Raw genomic sequence first — 19142 nt, 5'->3', positions numbered from 1 at the left:
AATTCGCATGTATCAGGTGATGGAATATTTTACAGATCTCCATGATGCGGATCATGAATATCATCCGGGGGACATTTTCCCCCGAGAGGGTATTTCGGTGTCAGAGGAGCGCTTGAGAGAACTGTCCGGATCAGACAATAAAAGAGGGATGCCTCTGATTGCGAAGATCCAGGACGAAACGGAACAGTCAGAAAGGGCAGAACCGAACACGGATCCTGCAAAAGCAACAGAGGCCTGATGGAGGTGAGAAGATGCTGGAAGATTTAAAAAGTCTGCTTGGCTTGCCGGAAGAAACGGACGAAGCGCTGGACAAGCGACTGAACCTGATTCTGTCAGGAACAAAGAGCCGATTGAAGAGTCTGCTGGGCGGGATCGAGCCACCAGAAGAACTGAACTATATCATCCTGGAAGTGTCTGTGATCCGATACAACCGGATTGGATCCGAAGGCTTGTCGGCGCATACCGTTGAAGGGGAGAGTCAGTCGTTTTCCACCGATGATTTCTCTGGGTATCGTGACGATATTCAGGATTTTTTGGACAGACAACAGGATGCATCAAAGGGTAAGGTGAGATTCCTATGAGATATGACACCAAAATCTATATGAGAACGGTCGAGCCGGGAGTCTATGATCCTGTAACCGGAAACTACGGCGTTCCAAAGATCTCAGAAGTGGAACAGATGGCGGCTATTCAGGATACCGGAGAGGAGCGGATGAAGCTTCTGTACGGAAAGATCAGTCAGGGAAGTCTGACGATCCAGCTACAGAACCATTATGACGATCCTTTTGACCGTATCCGTATCGGTGAAAAATTGTACACCGTAGATATGAGCCGGAGGCTCCGGATAAAGCAGATCTATGTGGTGTCGGAGGTGCAGGAGTGAAGATAAAGATCACAGGAATGAACGAACTGAGAACCGGATTGGATAAGAGGATGGATCTGAAAGCTGTCCGGACTGTGGTGCAGAAGAATGGTGCAGATCTCCAGAGAAACGCACAGGAAAAAGCTCCGGTGGATACCGGAACGTTGCGGAGGAGTATTGGTCTGGATCTGACAGATTCCGGTCTGACGGCAACTATTGCGCCGACGGTAGAGTATGCGCCCTATCAGGAATATGGAACCCGGTATATGGATGCGCAGCCCTTTGTGGGACCGGCATTCAATGAGCAGAAAAATAAATTTGTAAACGATATGAAAAAACTGGTGAAGTGAGGGAAAGACAGATGGATCCACAACAGGAATTATTCAGCTCATTGCTGGTGAAGTTACGTAAGGCGTTTGAACAGGAAGGAATTTCTGTGTATGACGGAGTGCTCCCGCCAAAAGGAACGACTTATCCGTTTGTGTATCTGGCAGAATCCCAACAGGTTGATGCGGCAAACAAGACGGCAATCTTCGGCTCCGTCTATCAGACAATCAATGTCTGGCACAACGAACCGCATCAGAGAGGGACGGTTTCCAAGTGTCTGCTGATGATCAAGCAGATCAGCCGGACTCTGGAACATACGGAGAATCATGCCTGGTCAGTGGGAGACGTGAATCAGCAAATTCTGCCGGACAACACCACCAGTGAGGCATTGTTACATGGAATATTAAACATAGAATTTAAATTCAGCTAAGGAGGAAAAGAATATGAGATTTAGCAAATTGCAGTTATTTGCAGAGGCGGTACAGGGAAAGAAAATCATTTATCTGTATCGGGTAAAAGAGGAATCGGCAACCGAAGATGCCATGCAGCTTGCATTTACCACAGAAAACGGAAGAACAAAGAGCAAGGATGCGGATTCCACTGCTACAAAGGACGGCTCCATTCGGACTCCTGGCGTGGCAGAGGTAGAGATTACTGCCACCAGCATCTTATCCAAGGGCGACACTCTGATTGAGAAACTGGAAACCGCATTGGATAACGACCAGCTTCTGGAGATCTGGGAAGTTAATCTGGAAGAAAAGGGAACGACCACAAATTCCGGTAAATTCAAGGGCATGTATTTCCAGGGATTCTTGACAGAACTGGAAAAAACATCCAATGCAGAGGACATGGTGGAGATTTCCTTGACCTTTGGATGTAACGGAAACGGAAAAACAGGATATGTGACGGTGACAGCAGAACAGCAGGAAGCTGCAGACTATGTGTTCACAGATACACAGAAGACAGGGGCGTAAGAGACACGCCCTTTTTTGATTGGAGGAAAACACTATGGTAATGGAGATTAAAGGCACAGAGTATGAAGTCCATTTCGGGATCAAATTCATCAGGGAACTGGATAAAAAGTACGAAGTGGAACGGGAGAACATGAAGTTTGGGGCGGGTCTGGAAATGATGGTTCCGCTGTTGATGGGATATGACACGACAAAGCTGTCCGAGGTTCTGTATCTCAGCACCTGCACGGAGAAGAAACGCCCGAATCAGGAAAGCGTGGATGAATACGTGGAGAACCATGAGGATATCGAGAAGCTGTTTGCGGAGGTTCTGGAAGAGTTAAAAAACTCGAATGCTACTCGTCTGAAAGTAAAGAATCTTATGGAAGATCTGGAGAATCTGGAAGATCTGGAGAACGGGAAGACAGTAGCGTAGAGAAAAGTTCGGAAGAAATGTATCAGGAACTGTTGGTGAATTGTTTCCGGGGACTTGGAATTCGAACCCTGAAAGAGGCAGAGGAAATGAGTTTCTATGAATACCGGATCCGGATGGAGGCTTATAACTTGCGCCAGTTCGATACGGAGTTCCATCTACACGAGCTGGCATGGCTGAACCGTGAAGTGAAGGCAGAACGGAAATCCGGAAAGAAGACGAAGCCGGTTTACAGGACCTTCAAGCAGTTCTTCGACTATGAGAAGATCTTGGATCGATTCAAGGGAAAGAAAGAAAAGCAGGACGAAACCAATTCAGCAGCGGCGAGGTATAGAGAATATATGAGAAGGAGGGGAGAGCATGGCGGAAAGTTATAGTGTAAAGGCGGTACTCAGTGCGGTGGACAAGAATTTCTCCAGCACATTCAGCAGTGCACAAAAGAGCATCAGCGGAATTTCTGACGGTGTAAATAAAGCCACCGGAGCCATCAGCAGGATTGCCGCCGGCATCGGAGTATTCAAGGCACTTTCCGCCGGTGCAAATCTTCTGTCCAGTTCCGTTTCCTCTGCGTTTAGCAGACAGGACACCATGGAGCAGTTCAACCGAACGATCACGACCATCACGGGAAATGCAAATGCAGCCAGTGGTGCACTGGAAGAATTAAAGGGCATCACTAAGGGAACGGCCTACGGTCTGGATGCGGCAGCGAAAGCAACGCAGAACTTTGTGACCCGTGGTATGAGTCTGGAATCGGCGACGAAGTCAGTGGGGGCTTGGGCAGATGCGGTAGCGTTTTACGGCAAAGGCACCAATGAACAGCTGGAAATGGTAGCGGACGCAATCGGTAAGATGCGAACCAAGGGAACGGTTGAGATGGATCAGCTGAACCGACTGTTTGACGTGGGAATCGATGCGGTCGGAATGTATGCAAAGGCTGTTGGACGAGACTCTGCATCGGTGCAGGATGATCTGTCAAAAGGCAAGATCCGGGCAGATGAATTCTTGTCTACGGTGGAAACTGCAATGATGGAAGGAACAAATGGAGTTCAGAAGATCTCTGGAGCGGCGAAAGAAGCCGGTGCAAGCTGGAGCGGCACCTTCGATAACATGCGAGCGGCTGTTACCCGTGGAACCTTAAGTATTATCAACGCAGTGGACGAGATGCTGAAAAAGAATGGGTTCCCGACCATGAGGGAGTCCATCAAGAAGTTCGGAGACACGGCGGAGAGTGTGCTGAATAAGGTGGCGGACGGGATCAAGAATCTGTCGAATGTGGGGGATGTGTTTTCAAGATTGGGAAAAACCTTTGCAAAGACAGGTGCAATCAAGGCGCTGTCCAAAGCGTTTCAGAATGTAGGAAAAGCGGTGCAGCATATCATCGCATCACTGGAAAGTACAGGAGTGTTCGATCAGATCGTAAAGGCTTTTGGAAATATCGTAAAAGCTGCATCAAATGCGGTCAGTGCGATTGCGAAGTTTGTGAGTGGATTGAGTCCTGGACAGATCAAAGGAATTCTGACAGGGATCGTTGGACTGAAAGGTGGCTTTACGGCCTTCAAGTTTTTGAAATCCTTTAATCCGTTTCAGTCTTTTAAGAAGAATGCGGAAAAAGGAACGGATGATGCAGTAAAGGCATGTACAAATTCAAAGTCAAAAATCGCTCAGGTGATCGAGAGTATCGGAACGCTGTTTAAGTCTGTTGGACAGGGAATCTCGACAGCAGCAAAAGGAATCGGAACCGGTATTTCCACGGCGTTCCGGGGAATTGGACAGGCGCTGAAGATTGCGAATCCGGTAAATATCCTTGCATTAGGTGCGGCGATTGGAATTGTTGTAGTGGCCATGACGCTTCTGGCAACACAGGGAAGCGGAGTTGCGGAGATTATCTCCAGTTTCGGAACGGCAGTCGGAAACTGCGCTCCGTTCATAACGGCTCTGGGACAGGCTATCAGTGAGATTGTGGGTACGGCGATTACATCACTTGCAAATGCACTGTTGATCTTGTCACCGGTATTGCCAACAATTGCAGCGTCTTTTGCAGCTTTATCTCCATTAGTAACAGCACTTGGAGTGGCGTTTTCATCAATTATCACTGCGATTGGTGGTGCTGTCAGCCAGATTGTGACAGCTTTGGCTCCGGTGGTTCAAATTATCGGAACTGTTTTTACGCAGTGCGTTCAGATCGTAGCGAATGCGATTGTGCAGATCGTGGAAGCATTGGCTCCATTCATTCCCAACATACAGGCGATTGTAGAGTCTGTGTCAGCGGCGGTTCAAAGTATTGCAGAAGTCTTTACAACTCTGCTTAGTCAGATCAGTCCGATTATAGACAGCTTGTCAGAACTGGTAACGAACCTTGGGACAGTCATCAGTGATGTATTCCAGGGGATTTCGGAAGTGGTAACATCGGTTGGTGATGCGATATCCGGAGTACTGGATTCTGTGGCAGGAATCTTTGATTCCATCGGAGAGGCTGCATTGAATGCCGGAAAAGGATTTAAAAAACTGGCGGAAGGCGTGGAGAAACTGACGAAATTGTCTCTGCTTGATATGGCTGCGTCGCTTGGAGCGGTTGCAACTGGAATCGGAGCAATCACGGCAGTGTCTGGTGGCATGGCAGAAGCCGGCACAGGGATTCAAGCGATCGGAACAGGGCTTACATTAATTGCAGCGTCTGCAATGGTAGCGGTGAGTGGAATGAATGCGATCGGGACAGCAATTCAGCCATTTATTACATCGGTAACTACGCTGTCCTCATCGTTACCACAGGCAGCCACATCGATGCTCGGATTCGCAACAGGTGTTATGACTGCGGCAGCATCGATCAGTGCATCAGCTGCAGGAATTCTGGTGATGGCTGCAGGTGTTTCTGTTTTGGCAAGTTCGTCAGAAAGAGCGGCATCTGCGATCAGCGGAATCGGAAATGCATTATCAGGCATTTCAGGATCATTTCAGGGAGTTGCGGCAGGTGCGCAGAGCGCCATTGCAAGTATGCAGGGCATGGTCCCGGTGTCCGCATCCGTAAGAAGCTCACTGGCAGAGATTGCATCTTCAGGACAGCAGTCTATGACAAAATTGCAGACCGCATTGACGACAGCAATGAATCAGGCAAAGGTAGCAGGAAAAGGGATTGGAAATGGTGTCCTCAATGGGGCAAGGCCAGGATTTACACAGTTGCCTGGGATCGCATCGAATGCAGTTAATTCTGCATTGTCAATGCTGAGAGGTGCGGCGTCCGCAGCGTATAGTTGTGGATATTATATCGGTATCGGACTTGCTAACGGGATGAGATCGACGCTTGGAACTGTGCAGGCAGTAGCCGCACAACTGGCAAGAGCAGCAGAACAGGCTGTTATTGCAAAGGCGAAGATTGGAAGTCCCTCCAGAGTGTTCCGAAAATTGGGAGCATTTATCGGAGAGGGATTCGCTATCGGTATTGAGTCGATGGAAAGAAATGTAGAACAGGTATCTGCGCGTCTGGTATCAATTCCAGACAACCCCGCAATTGTAGGAGCTGGAATGAACAATTATTCTGTGCCGATAGCAGAAATGCGCAGCGAATACAGTTATACTCCGGTTATCTATGTCAATGCAGAGGTGACAAGCGTAATGGATGGTCGTGAGGTCGGCTACGGCACTGCCAGATATGTTCAGGAAAAGAACAATAATGACGCAAAAGTCAGGAAGTATATCACAGGAAAACGATAGGAGGTCACAGGATGTATAAATTTACAGATACGATCGGTGATCCGGAAAGCCAGAGTCTCCCGGCGGAGGCTCTGAGCATCAATGGAACTTATATAGAGAATGAGGTCGCAGGCTATACCACGCTGAGCGTCAGCGGCCGGGAATTGCTAGAGTCTGAGATTGGGGAGCTGGAGATCGGCCACATGACCGGTTCTCAGTACCGATACAAGCGAAGACCGCCCAGAGAAATTACGGTGACGTATCAGCTGTTGTCTTCTTCGCCAAGAGAGTTTCGGGAGAGATACAACAAGCTGTGCGCGCTTCTGGAATTTGAACAGGCAAGACTGGTCTTTCTGGATGAGCCGGACAAGTATTTTATCGGGACAAAGAAAGGTGTCGGCAGTGTACCGGAAGGTCAGCTAAATGTGACGGGAACCTTTGTGATTTACTGCACGGATCCACATAAATATGCAGTGGACGAGAAGAGTTTCACGGCGGAGGCAAACAGTGACGGGATTCTGGAAGTGACGATCGTCAATGACGGTTCGGTTTCGGCGGCAGTGGATTACGAGATTACTCACAATCACGAAAATGGTTACCTCGGGATTGTGTCAGAGTATGGTGCAATCCAACTGGGAAATGCTGACGAGGTGGATAAGGAGACAAGGCAGAAGTCGCAGATTCTGGCCAGTTATAAGAATTATAAGGACTATGCTGCCATGACCGATAATCAGGGTATGTGGGATGGCGGTCATTCGGAATATCCGAAGAACGGAACCTGGGGAAGATATGTCTTAAAAGGAATGGACTGGTTGGGGCTCACCAGTGTAGGTTCCGGTCCCTCCTGGCATGGAGCAACGAAGACGATCACACTTCCTGCTGATTCAAGCGGACAGACAGGCGCATCCAGTTTTCTGGCGCAGACAAGAATTGCCGCAGAGACTGGCCTGGTTCCTCAAACCGGAACCTTGCAGATGGTTATTGGAGATGCCAGTGGCAAGCATCTGGCTTCCATGCATTTCGTAAAACGGAGCACCACGGATAATACGGCATCTATGGTCATGCAGGTGCAGGAAAAAGAGATCAAGCGAATCAAATATGAGCCGACCAACTGGTCAAGCACCGGAAACGGAGGTTCTAACATTTATATCCGGAAGATGGGAGAACTGTTTGAGTTCTATTTTGCAGGACAGAAATATCAGTTCCGGTATCCGGCACTGAAGAATACGAAGGCGTTAACACTGACGTTATGCGCCGGGCAGTTTGGAGATCGTGGACTTAATAACCTTGTAACCAGAATGTATTTTCGGGACACCTTTTTCCGAAAAGACAACGTGGCCTATCTGTATGATATTCCAAACCGGTACCGGGCAGGAAGTAAGGTCAGCATCGAGGGAAGTGCCGCAAAGGTTTATGTGGATGGGATCCCGTCTCTGGATGATGAAGTGCTGGGTTCCAAATTTTTTAAGGTGCCGCCGGGAGAAACGAAAGTGCGGTTCTATTATTCTTCCTTCAGCAGTCCGGCCCCGACGATCACAGCAAGAATAAGGGAGGCGTATATATAAATGGAATCAATCAGAATAACAATCCTAAGCACGCATGATGTGGTGTGCGCGCGCATGGATAATGAAGCACCGGATGCGCTGCATTATTATGATGACGAGCTACATTCTTACCTGGAAGGGACGGCAAATACCTTTTCATTCAAGGCACCGGCAGACCATGAGGACGCTCAGTATCTGACCGTAGGAAACAAGCTGGCTTTCCAGAAAGACGGCCGGGATTATTACTTAAACATTGTCCAGTCCACGCAGGATGAGGAAATTGTGGACGTAATGGCGTACTCGTTGTCTTTTGAGTTGCTCAATGAAGAGAACACGGCATACAAGGCACCGAAAGCCATGTCTTTTGCGGAATACCTGGCAGTATTTGACTGGGAGAAGACGGTCACGCTGGGAATTAATGAGGTATCAGACAAACGGATCAGCCATGAATGGACAGGATCCGATACGATCCTTGCCAGGATCTTTTCACTGGCTAATGTGTTTTCAGCAGAGGCGGAGTTTGTGCCGGTATTGAATCCGGACTTTTCGCTCCAGAAGATTGTGCTGAATGTCTATAAGCAGCACTCGGACACCGTGCAGGGGATTGGTCAGAACCGGACGGATGAACGTCTGCGGTACGGTGTTAATATTGAGGGCATTACTAAGACGTCAGATATTACGGAGCTGTTTACGGCAATCCGGCCGTTTGGTCGGGATAACTTAACCGTTACCAGTCTGGCGAAGACGGAATATGATGAAAATGGAAACGTAGAATACATGACCGCCGCAGGCAACAGGAACATTCTGGCACCACAGGCAAGAGACCGCTTTCCGTCCAATTTGTTGAGCTCGGCCAACGACCGGTATATCGCAAAGGTCTGGAATTATGATACGGATAACGTGAATACCTTATACGGTCAGGCACTGGCGGAGCTGAAGAAAGGATGCGTGCCGAAGCTGAGCTATGAAGTGGAAGGATATGTGGATGCTCATGTGGGGGATACCTTCACGATTATCGACGAAGAGTTCAATCCGCCACTGTACTTGCAGGCACGAGTGAAAGAGCAGGTAGAAAGCCTGACAGATGAGACAAAAAATAAGACGACATTTTCCAATTATGAGGAACTGCAGTCTCAGATGGATCCGGAACTATTGCAGCAGGTCAACAACCTGATCGCTGCCAATCGAGTCTATACCTGTTCGGTGATCTCCAGTAATGGGATCGTGTTCAAGAATGGGGAAGGTTCTACCACGCTGATAGCTGTTGTGAAGAATGGTGGTCTGAACATTGCGGATCAGTTCAATATCCAATGGTATAAGGATGGAGAAGAACTGAGTTTAGGTGCAGAGGTCACAGTGAACGCTGCGGATGTGCCAGACAAAGTGACCTACCGGTTTGAAGCAACGGATTCCGGTGGAATCTTCCGGGGACAGTATGAGGTAACGGTCAGCAATGTGAACGACGGAGAGAAAGGCGCAGACGGAGAACCGGGAAAAGCCGGAGAGGATGGGGTCAGTCCGATCATCAAGGTGAATCCGGACACATCCCTGACGATCACAGACAAAAACGGGGAACAGACCACGCCAACGCTGAAAGGAGAGGATGGAACCCGTGGCAGTGAATGGTATGCCGGAGATAAGCTGCTGGGAACCAGTACAGACGGAATGATCTTCCCAGAGTCAGGAATCAGTGACGCAAGAGTCAATGACCGGTATGTGAATCCATTTACCGGCAACCTGTATGCCTGTGTGCGTGCCGGTGCGGCAGACGTAGCAAAGTGGGCATACATTGGAAATATCAAAGGGCCAAAAGGAGATCCGGGGGAAAAAGGAGATGCCGGAAAGATAGAGGTATCTGATACGGAACCGGCAGAAAAGACAGAAGGGATGCTGTGGAAGCATACCGGCACCGTGGAAGGATTAATCCAGAATGCTACATATCGTTGGGATGGAAGTGTCTGGCAGTTGTATAAATTCGTGGCAGAAAATATCGAAGTGAGTCAGCTGTCGGCGATTACGGCGGATCTGGGAATCGTGAATGCCGGACAGATCAACGGAGTGGAGATTAATGGGTCGGTGTTTAATAATAAGTTCCATCAAGAAGATGAACGGTATGTGTTTGAGGGATTAACGAAAATTGAAAACGGAGTATTATCAATCGAAACAGAGGAATATGCGATCAATGATGAAATGCCTAGTTTAACCGACATTACAACCATCGAGCTTAATCCATCTTTAAGAGAAATTGCTATAACGAATTCAGACGGAACAATGTCGACACTAGGAAATGATGGGCTAGCGGTTGGCGCACAGACGAGTATGCAGGATATAATACCAGCTGGGACATCAGTAGGAAGAGGAGAGATATTACTTCAGGATAGCGACAAAGTCAAAGTGAGCATTACTCCTACATCTTTTAATAATAAGGTGAATAAATCCGGCGCTGTCATGAACTCTGATGTCACCATCAATCCTCGTGGCTCCGCCGGAGATAATGGACACCTTAAATTCCCATCAGGAAACAATGGGCTGACTGGCTATATTGGTTCTTGTAATAATACGCTTCGGATGTATGGGTTCAATTCAAGTGGGACGTATAAGGATGCGTATCTGCAACTGACAGATGGATCATTTTACGTAACCGGAGGCATCAAAGCAAAAGGGGGAGATGTTACCAATAGTTCCGGACAGACACTTGGTGGAGCACATTACAGGCTCCCTAAATTTTACAGTAAATCTGGGACAAATGTTTCTTTAGCAAATGGTAGTTTTTCAAATGTTGCGTCTTACAACGTACCTAGCAACGGGTATGCACTTGTCTCGCTAGGAGGACTATTTTCTGGTATGGGAACTTCTAGCGTGGTGAGAAGAATTGCCGGGTTGCTATTGAATGGGGCTGAATATATGAACTTTGAAACCACTACAGGATCAACGGCAAGACTTTGGTCGTCGGGTTGTATCGCCATCCCAGTATCAAAAAATAATACGATCACCGGAAGATTCTACCAGAACAGTGGTGCTGCAAAAACATTGGAGCAGTGGAAATTCAGCGTGATATTTTTTAGTAGTTAATCAAAAGGAGAAAAGCGAGCATGAAAGAATTAATGATTCAGACCTATCTCATCGTCCTCCCGATCATTCTGACGGCTTTGATGGGTTATATCGTCTGGTTGTTGCAGGAGCAACGGAAACAGAAGGCGATTGACGCCAAGGAACGGGACGAACGGATTGAACGGGAGAATGAGCAGAGGACTGCAAATACAAAAGGGACGATGCTGCTCCTGCGGGTGCAGCTGATCGAATACCATGATAAGTATATGATGCTTGGGAGCATCCCGTCTTATGCATACCAGAATTTTATGGAAATGTATGAGACGTATCATGAACTCGGTGGAAATGGAATGGCAACAAAGATGATGCATGAAATTGAAGAGCTGCATCTTAAAAAGAAAGGAGAAAAGGCATGTTAAAAAATTGTGTATTCAAGGTATCAGTTGATACAAAGAAATGGATCCGGAAAGCTATGATCCGTGCGGTTAAGACTGTTGCGCAGGCAGCAATTGCAGGAATTGGAGCGGCGGCAGCACTTGGCCAGGTAGACTGGAAATATGTTATGTCAGCTGCGGCATTGGCCGGGGTACTGTCATTACTGACAAGTGTGGCCGGTATTCCGGAGTGCAGTTCGGAGGAAGAATAGGAATTGAAGTAACGCAGAAATGATGATAAGATAGATTCAGAGCAATCGTGTTGCAGGGTGGCTGATAATGTTTTAAGGCATAGAAAAACCACCCCGGAACTTTGGCGAGCGAAGGAGTGGTGATTCTATATACCATATAATTCGAGGTCAACCCACCTTGTGGGCGATTGCTCTTTCTACTTGTATTATATGGCATATATTAGTAAATATCAATCATTTTTTAGAGAGCCAAATGTTGGCTCTCTTTTTATGTGCGACGTCGCACGGAAAGGAGAATAAAAATGACAGAGCAGACAATTCAGGAAATCGTAAAGAGTTTCGCTTACGGATATTCTGCCGAGCATGTAGCAGAACTGGAGGAAATGACTCTGGAAGAGGCTCAGAAATTCGAGACAGAGTATGCGGAAGAGATCGAACAGAAGAAAGCAGAGTTGAAGGAGGGCGGTTGGTTTGAGTAAATTAATCGCAGACGTGAGTTATCACAATGGTGTGATCGACTGGAACAAGGTCAAAGCGGCCGGAATTCAGGGTGCAATTATCCGATGCGGATACGGAGACAATATCGCATCCCAGGACGATAAGCAGTTTAAGAGAAACGCAGACGAGTGTACACGTTTGGGAATCCCTTGGGGCGTGTATATCTATTCCTACGCTAAAAATACCGCACAGGCTAAGAGCGAGGCGGCGCATGCCCTCAGACTGGTTGCTCCGTATAAAGGCAAGATGTCCTATCCGATCTATTACGATTTGGAGCAGCGTGGCACAGAATCCGTGGCAGTCCAGAACGGAATCGTCTTCGGGGATATTGTCGAGGCAGCCGGTTACTGGTGCGGCATCTATTCCGGCCAGTATTGGTACCAGAAATATATCGGGAACAGACTGGATCGTTTCACCAAGTGGGTTGCACGGTATAGCAGCCAGAAACCGGTAGGTATATCCGGATCCTATGACATGTGGCAGTATAGCAGTTCCGGAAGCGTTCCAGGCATTAACGGCCGGGTAGACATGAACGAAGTGTACCGTGACTTTCCAAGCGAAATCCTTGGTGGTGGTTCATCTACTGGGAATGGACCAAGGCAGATTCCCGGAGATCCGATCAACGACATGGGCGTCAAATACAGAGCTCACTGTCAGACCATTGGAGACTGTCCAGAGGTACGAGACGGCCAGACTGCAGGCACGACCGGATTCGGTAAACGACTTGAAGCGCTCTGGATCAGCCTGGAAGAAGCTGCTCGAAAGCTGGGAGTGGACTTAAGACTGAAAGGTAAATGCCATATTCAGGGAACCGGTTGGGTAGATCTTGGTTATATCACTAAAGAAACCATGATCGGATCCAAGGGGCAGAGCAAGCGCCTGGAAGCAATCAGCCTAGAAATCGAGGGACTGCCGGAAGGCTATGAGCTCCAGTACCGGACTCACATCCAGACTGTTGGTTGGACTGGTTGGGTAGCTGCCGGATTCGCATCTGGTTCTGTCGGATTCCGGAAAGGAATTGAAGCAATTCAGATCCGGATTGTGAAGAAATAGCACCAATTTAAAAAGCGGAGTCTGCAAACAGTCTGGATGACCGGATGCAAGCTCCGTTTTTTGATCAGCATTATTATAGGTAGAAACTCGTCCGGAAATTGGGAGTTTTCCGGCAATAAATTCTGATAAAAACAGACGAAAATACGAGATATAAAAATCTCGGAAACCCTTGAAAATAGGCGGTTTCACGTTACTTCTACCGAATACTGGACAACGAACTTGCTCATCTTGAAATCATTTGTGCCATCGTGCACCAACTGACCAGAAATCTGACACCGGAACAACTGAAAGAATCCGGATTTGATAAGTATTATGTGGATCATACGTTGGCAATCTGGCCGCAATCGGCTGGAGGGGTGCCGTGGAGCTCTACCACGTTTCAGTCGAAAGGGGATCCGATTACGGATCTTCATGAAGATATGGCCGCAGAACAAAAAGCCAGAACGACTTACGATAACATCCTGAGATTGATCAAGGATCCGGAGGTCTGCGATCCGATTCGATTCTTAAGAAAACGGGAAATCGTGCATTATCAGAGATTTGGAGAAAGTTTAAGAATCGTGACGGAGCATTTGGACAGTAAGAACTATTATGCATTCAATCCGGAGTTTGACTGTAACTAACCCTTGTTTTTCTATGGGGGACTCGCTATAATAAACTATTATGAATACGGAACGGTTTGCTGATGGGGGATCGGCAGACCTTTCCGTTATTCATGAAAATGAAAACAGAAAGTTTTGAAGTTTATAAGAATAGACAGGCAACATAAGAAGGAGACTTGAAATTATGTGCGGATTTGTAGGATTTGTTGGAGAGGTTGAGGATAGAGAGCAGGTATTGACCAATATGATGAATACCATTGTACACAGGGGACCAGACAGTGAGGGAAAATATGTAGATGAAGACGCGGCTCTGGGGTTCCGCCGTCTGAGTATCATCGATCTTTCTGCAGTCGGAGATCAGCCTTTATATAATGAAGACCGGACATTGGTTCTGACGTTTAACGGGGAAATTTATAACTATCAGGAACTGAGAAAGGAATTGGTGGAGGCAGGACATGTCTTTACATCCAATACGGATTCTGAGACTTTGATCCATGGATATGAACAGTGGGGCGAAAAACTGGTGGACAGGCTCCGCGGAATGTATGCGTTTGTGATCTGGGATACCCAGAAGAAGAAAATGTTCGGTGCGCGAGATATTTTCGGTATTAAACCATTATATTATGCACAGATGAACGGAACGTTTATGTATGGATCCGAGATCAAGGCGTTTATGGAACATCCAAAATATGACAAGGTGTTTAATGAAGCAGCACTTGCAAACTATCTGTCTTTCCAGTTCGTGCCGACCAATGAAACGTTTTTCAAAGGGGTATTCTGCCTGCAGCCGGGACATTATTTTACCTATGAAAATGGAAAAATGGAGATCACCCGTTTCTTTGAACCGGATTTCAGAGGAGATACGAAGAAATCTTTTGATGAGATCGTGGATGATGTGGAGCGCGTGATGAAAGATTCAGTTGCCATGCATAAGATCAGTGATGTGGAAGTCGCATCTTATCTTTCCAGTGGAGTGGATTCCAGTTATCTGACTTATCTTGGTCAGGTGGACCGTACGTTTACCGTGGGATTTGATGAGGGAAAATACAGTGAGATCCAGGATGCAAAGGAGTTTGCGGCAAGTATCAATATGAAGAATGACGCAAAGGTGATTTCACCGGAGGAATATTGGGACAAGCTTTCTGATATCCAGTATTATATGGATGAGCCGGTTGCGGATCCGGCGGCGATTGCATTGTATTTCTTAAGTCAGGAAGCATCAAAAAAAGTAAAGGTTGTACTTTCCGGGGAAGGCTCGGATGAGTTGTTTGGCGGATATAATATTTACTGTGAGCCGTTGGAACATACCGGATTTAACAAAGTACCGATGCCGGTTCGAAGAGCACTGGGCTGGTTTGCGGAGCGCTGCCTGCCGAGAGGCATGAAGGGCCGTGGGTTCCTGATGCGCCACGGAAAGACTTTGGAAGAACGATATTTTGCAAATGCAACCAATATCTTTACAGAGCGGGAAGCAAATAAGATTCTGAAAAAGGGATGTGAGCCGGGAATCCAGAAGGTAACGAAGCCTTTATATGACCGGGTAAAGGGAAAAGATCCGGTGACGAAAATGCAGTATGTGGACATGCATCTGTGGCTGGTACATGATATTCTGATGAAGGGCGACAAGATGGGAATGGCAAATTCGCTGGAAGTTCGGGTGCCGTTCCTGGACAAGAAGGTTCTGGAACTGGCGGAAACATTGCCGCTTGACTATAAGGTACGTGCACCGAAGACAAAAGTAGCCTTAAGAGGGGCAGCGGAAAAGGTGATCCGCAGCAAAACAGCTGAAAAGAAGAAACTGGGATTCCCAATCCCGATTCGTGTATGGTTAAAAGAAGATGCGTATTACAACCGGGTAAAAGAAATGTTTGAATCGGATGCGGCAAAGCAGTTTTTCAATACAGATTTGCTTTTGAAGATGCTGGATGATCATAAGGCCGGAAAAAATACCAACGAGAAGACGGATAACAGTCGTAAGATCTGGACGGTTTATATTTTCCTGGTATGGTATGACAGATACTTCGGACATGGAAAACCGGTACATCCGGTGATGGATCGCCCGGTAGCATATGCAAATGCATAGGGAATTTATGAAATGAATCACAAGGGGAAGTGTAAATGAAGAGTCGAACGGTACAGCCGATCCGGAGCGGAAAACGATCCGGGGATCATTTTATCACAAGCTTTCTGAGATGGTATCAGAAGAAAAAAGCAAAGGAACAGTATTTTGATTATAATCTGCTGATGATTGTAATTTTTCTGACGTGTTTTGGTCTGGTTATGTTATACAGTACCAGTTCTTATACTGCTCAGGATAAATTTGGAAGCAGTACGTATTATTTCAGTCGTCAGGCGATCATCAGCGTGGTGTGCTTTGCGGCGATGATGATTGTATCAGAAATCGATTATCATCTGTATGCACCTTTTGTCTGGCATATTTACGGACTGGCGATGTTTATGATGGCGTTGGTACGCTGGTCTCCGCTGGGTGTAGAAAGTTACGGATCCAGACGTTGGCTCCAGCTTCCCGCAGGTTTAACCATGCAGCCGTCAGAGTTGGCGAAGGTGGCGATTATCCTGCTGATGCCGTATCTGTTATGCAAAGCAGGAAAATATGCATATTCGCTGGAGGGAATGATCCGGACGATGATCCCGGGGCTGGTCGCAGCCGGTGCGGTATATTATCTGACGGACAACCTGAGTACGGCCATCATTGTGGCGGGAATTACGGCTGGATTGATTTTTGTTGTTCATCCGAAGAAGAAACCGTTTCTGATTGCAGTATGCATTGCGGCACTTTTGATGTTTTTGGGCGTGCAGTTCATTCTGGCCAATGCGGACAGTCTGGCGGAAAGTGGATTCCGTATGCAGAGAGTGTTGTCCTGGCTGAAACCGGAGGAATATGCAGCGGACGGAAGTTATCAGGTGACGCAGGCACTTTATGCCATTGGTTCCGGTGGTGTGTTCGGAAAAGGGCTGGGAAACAGTACCCAGAAAATGGTGATTCCGGAGGTGCAGAACGATATGATCTTATCGATTGTATGTGAAGAACTTGGAATCTTCGGGGCACTGGTGGTATTGTTCCTGTTTGCGTTTCTTCTGTATCGCTTATTGTTTATCGCACAAAATGCACCGGATATGTATGGATCTCTTGTTGCGTCCGGAATTTTTATGCATATTGCACTTCAGGTTATTTTTAATGTGATGGTTGTGACGAAGGTGATGCCGACAACCGGAATTACCCTTCCTTTTGTCAGCTACGGAGGTACGTCGATCCTGTTTTTGATGGCAGAAATGGGAATTGCGTTGAATATTTCCAGAAGTATTCCGTTGTCAGGGGAATAGTGTGGAGAGAGAAGCAGAGAAATAAATAAAAATCTCTTTTCTTCTGAAAGAAAGTATGCTACTATTATGTGGTATTGAATACTACATATGATGGAAATAAAAATCGTATTTCGTTTTTATAGAAAGACAGGTAGCAGGAGGAAGAAAGATGAGTTATAAAGTAATCGTGGACAGTTGTGGAGAACTGACAGAACAGATGAAAGAAAGCGGTCGGTTTGTGACAGCACCGCTGCAGCTTCAGGTAGAAGATCATATCATTACAGATGATGATACATTTGATCAGGCAGCATTTTTAAAGCTGGTGGCAGAAAGTCCGGAGTGTCCGAAATCTTCCTGTCCTTCCCCGGAAAGTTATATGAATTCTTACCACTGTGATGCGGATCATGTTTATGCAGTGACACTTTCCGCAGAACTGAGTGGTTCTTACAACAGCGCAGTACTGGGGAAGAATTTATATGAAGAAGAGTATGGAGAGAAACAGATCCATGTGTTCAATTCCCGGTCTGCATCGGTTGGGGAGACACTGATCGCATTAAAGATCCAGGAATGTGAAGAAGTGGGAATGGAGTTTGAACAGGTGATTGAACAAGTCAATGCTTTTATAGATGAACAGCATACCTATTTTGTACTGGAAAGTCTGGATGCTCTTCGTAAAAATGGAAGATTGACGGGGATTAAAGCGTTGGTAGCAACTGCGCTGAATATTAAACCGGTCATGGGTTCCACACCGGAAGGTACGATCTACCAGTTAGGGCAGGGCAGAGGGATGAAAAAAGCCCTGACGAAGATGGTAGACAGTGTGGTAGCAGAAGTAATCCACCCGGAACAGAAGATTCTTGCAATTTCCCATTGTAATGCACCGGAGCGGGCGGAGGCAGTCCGGAAAATGATCCAGGAAAAGATCCAGGTGAAAGACAGTTTTATTATTGATACAAGAGGAGTCAGCTCTCTTTATGCAAGTGACGGAGGAATCATTGTTGTGATTTAGTTCCGGATGTGATACACTGGAGTGCATAGAGGCACGAAAGCCGTGGAAAGGAAGGAAACCGACATGAGTCAGGAGAAAGTAGATCGCTATAAACAGGAGAAGGCCAGTCGAAAAGAGACGATGAAGAAAGAAAAGAGAAAGAGCATTCTCCGTAAGACAGTCTTAGGCGTGGCGGTTCTGGTGCTTGTGGGATGGCTTGGCTATTCTGCATATGGCGCATATGAAGCAAAACAGCCGAGAGATGTGGTAGAAATAAACTACGATGCGGTTCAGAATTATCTGAATGACCTTCAGTAGAACAAAATTTTAAAAAGAATGATATGGATGAGGAAATACACCTTAAGTGTCAGATGAAATGAAGTCTGATACCTGAGGTGTTTTTTGTTGGAAAAATCCATTACAATCTTTTGCGAGAAGATAATGTTTTCCCCCAGCTGCGCTCCACCGGAGAAAAATTCCCCACGGGTTCTGAATTCCGGGGTGAATTGTGGGAAAAAAGGGAGAAAAATAGCTTGATCAACGTGATTTGTCATGAAATTGGCTTGATTTTACTGAAAAAAACGATCGCGTGATACATCGGAAAATCAAAATTTTCTTGCAAAGAAACTGTGAAATCTCTAAAAATCACTTGAAAATGGAGTGAAAGTGGTATAAAATGGGGGCAAGTGGTAGGAAGTGGTGACTTGTGGGGAGAATGTGGTGCGAAGTAGAGCACCACGGAAACGAAAGGTGTTCCAATGTTATTAGGAGAATACAATCATACGATCGATGAAAAAGGAAGATTGATTATTCCAGCTAAGTTTCGCAACGATCTGGGAGAAAATGTTGTGATCTGTAAAGGGCTGGAAGGCTGCCTTTTTGTGTATTCTCAGGAAGAATGGGAAAGTTTCGTAAATGAGTTAAAATCTTTACCACGGATGAACAAGGATGCCAGAATTTTTCAGCGTTACTTTTTCGGAAGCGCCAACGAACTGACGTATGACAAGCAGGGGAGAGTACTTGTCCCACCGTCACTTCGTAAAGATGCGGGGCTGGAGAAGGAAGTGACCCTGGTGGGAGTCCAGGATCGCGTGGAGATCTGGGACAAGGATCTTTGGGAAGAACGCAGCGAAGTATCCGAAGAAGATCTGGATGCGATCGCAGATCGTATGGAATCGATCGGAATCCGTATCTGATT

At 46.8% G+C, this 19142-nt stretch carries 20 protein-coding genes and 1 pseudogene; all 21 read left to right on the top strand.

The genetic code is table 11. From position 1 onward, the window contains the following. The first annotated feature begins 7 nt into the window (after positions 1–7). The 21 genes and pseudogenes from KGMB01110_RS02275 to mraZ all read left to right on the top strand — a co-directional run bounded on the left by KGMB01110_RS02275 (position 8) and on the right by mraZ (position 19140). Positions 8–238 carry a hypothetical protein gene (locus KGMB01110_RS02275; protein ID WP_119297423.1) on the top strand — a complete coding sequence of 77 codons (231 nt, stop codon included), beginning with the start codon at positions 8–10 and terminating at the stop codon, positions 236–238. A 13-nt stretch (positions 239–251) separates the two neighbouring features. Then, the gene (locus KGMB01110_RS02270; RefSeq protein WP_119297422.1) at positions 252–581 is read left to right on the top strand and encodes a phage head-tail connector protein; all 330 of its coding nucleotides are present in this window, start codon (positions 252–254) and stop codon (positions 579–581) included. After that, positions 578–883 carry a hypothetical protein gene (locus KGMB01110_RS02265; protein ID WP_119297421.1) on the top strand — a complete coding sequence of 102 codons (306 nt, stop codon included), beginning with the start codon at positions 578–580 and terminating at the stop codon, positions 881–883. Before KGMB01110_RS02270 ends, KGMB01110_RS02265 begins: the two co-directional genes overlap by 4 nt. Beyond that, positions 880–1212, top strand: coding sequence for an HK97-gp10 family putative phage morphogenesis protein (locus KGMB01110_RS02260; RefSeq protein WP_243112627.1), 333 nt, complete (start codon positions 880–882; stop codon positions 1210–1212). Before KGMB01110_RS02265 ends, KGMB01110_RS02260 begins: the two co-directional genes overlap by 4 nt. 11 nt (positions 1213–1223) lie before the next feature. Then, a complete protein-coding gene (locus KGMB01110_RS02255; RefSeq protein WP_119297420.1) occupies positions 1224–1619 on the top strand; it encodes a DUF3168 domain-containing protein in 396 nt (131 codons plus the stop codon). A gap of 13 nt (positions 1620–1632) precedes the next feature. Then, positions 1633–2163 (top strand): phage major tail protein, TP901-1 family, encoded by a 531-nt coding sequence (locus KGMB01110_RS02250; RefSeq protein WP_119297419.1) that lies wholly within the window; start codon positions 1633–1635, stop codon positions 2161–2163. A gap of 34 nt (positions 2164–2197) precedes the next feature. Beyond that, positions 2198–2575 (top strand): tail assembly chaperone, encoded by a 378-nt coding sequence (locus tag KGMB01110_RS02245; RefSeq protein WP_119297418.1) that lies wholly within the window; start codon positions 2198–2200, stop codon positions 2573–2575. Positions 2576–2592: 17 nt separating this feature from the next. Continuing rightward, positions 2593–2949 (top strand): hypothetical protein, encoded by a 357-nt coding sequence (locus tag KGMB01110_RS02240; protein WP_119297417.1) that lies wholly within the window; start codon positions 2593–2595, stop codon positions 2947–2949. Then, the gene (locus tag KGMB01110_RS02235) at positions 2933–6280 is read left to right on the top strand and encodes a tape measure protein (protein ID WP_119297416.1); all 3348 of its coding nucleotides are present in this window, start codon (positions 2933–2935) and stop codon (positions 6278–6280) included. The genes KGMB01110_RS02240 and KGMB01110_RS02235 overlap by 17 nt, the downstream gene beginning before the upstream one ends. Before the next feature lie 11 nt (positions 6281–6291). Then, entirely contained in the window at positions 6292–7824 is a 1533-nt protein-coding gene (locus KGMB01110_RS02230) for a distal tail protein Dit (protein WP_119297415.1), read from the top strand. Next, on the top strand, positions 7825–10875 hold the full coding sequence (locus tag KGMB01110_RS02225) for a phage tail spike protein (protein ID WP_119297414.1): 3051 nt from the start codon (positions 7825–7827) through the stop codon (positions 10873–10875). Positions 10876–10895: 20 nt separating this feature from the next. Beyond that, positions 10896–11273: a hypothetical protein gene (locus tag KGMB01110_RS02220; protein ID WP_119297413.1), complete on the top strand. Its 378-nt coding sequence runs from the start codon at positions 10896–10898 to the stop codon at positions 11271–11273. Next, entirely contained in the window at positions 11267–11500 is a 234-nt protein-coding gene (locus KGMB01110_RS02215; protein ID WP_119297412.1) for a holin, read from the top strand. The genes KGMB01110_RS02220 and KGMB01110_RS02215 overlap by 7 nt, the downstream gene beginning before the upstream one ends. 281 nt (positions 11501–11781) lie before the next feature. Further along, entirely contained in the window at positions 11782–11958 is a 177-nt protein-coding gene (locus KGMB01110_RS14855) for a hypothetical protein (protein WP_156085427.1), read from the top strand. Beyond that, a complete protein-coding gene (locus KGMB01110_RS02210) occupies positions 11951–13030 on the top strand; it encodes a GH25 family lysozyme (protein WP_119297411.1) in 1080 nt (359 codons plus the stop codon). Before KGMB01110_RS14855 ends, KGMB01110_RS02210 begins: the two co-directional genes overlap by 8 nt. A gap of 215 nt (positions 13031–13245) precedes the next feature. Then, positions 13246–13653: pseudogene (locus KGMB01110_RS02205) on the top strand (manganese catalase family protein); the annotation flags it as partial. Positions 13654–13816: 163 nt separating this feature from the next. Continuing rightward, a complete protein-coding gene (asnB, locus tag KGMB01110_RS02200; RefSeq protein ID WP_117889314.1) occupies positions 13817–15715 on the top strand; it encodes an asparagine synthase (glutamine-hydrolyzing) in 1899 nt (632 codons plus the stop codon). 35 nt (positions 15716–15750) lie between these two features. Next, entirely contained in the window at positions 15751–16977 is a 1227-nt protein-coding gene (locus KGMB01110_RS02195; protein ID WP_119297409.1) for an FtsW/RodA/SpoVE family cell cycle protein, read from the top strand. Between the two features lie 148 nt (positions 16978–17125). After that, the gene (locus KGMB01110_RS02190) at positions 17126–17965 is read left to right on the top strand and encodes a DegV family protein (protein WP_119297408.1); all 840 of its coding nucleotides are present in this window, start codon (positions 17126–17128) and stop codon (positions 17963–17965) included. A 63-nt stretch (positions 17966–18028) separates the two neighbouring features. Further along, positions 18029–18262 carry a hypothetical protein gene (locus KGMB01110_RS02185; protein ID WP_117601877.1) on the top strand — a complete coding sequence of 78 codons (234 nt, stop codon included), beginning with the start codon at positions 18029–18031 and terminating at the stop codon, positions 18260–18262. Positions 18263–18702: 440 nt separating this feature from the next. After that, complete coding sequence (gene mraZ / locus KGMB01110_RS02175) at positions 18703–19140, top strand: division/cell wall cluster transcriptional repressor MraZ (RefSeq protein ID WP_117601879.1); 438 nt, start codon at positions 18703–18705, stop codon at positions 19138–19140. The last annotated feature ends 2 nt before the right edge of the window (positions 19141–19142 follow it).

The sequence above is a fragment of the Mediterraneibacter butyricigenes genome (assembly GCF_003574295.1).
GTDB classification, from domain to species: domain Bacteria; phylum Bacillota; class Clostridia; order Lachnospirales; family Lachnospiraceae; genus Mediterraneibacter_A; species Mediterraneibacter_A butyricigenes.
Note: the sequence above shows the minus strand (reverse complement) of the source record. Positions and strands in the feature narration are given on the sequence as shown.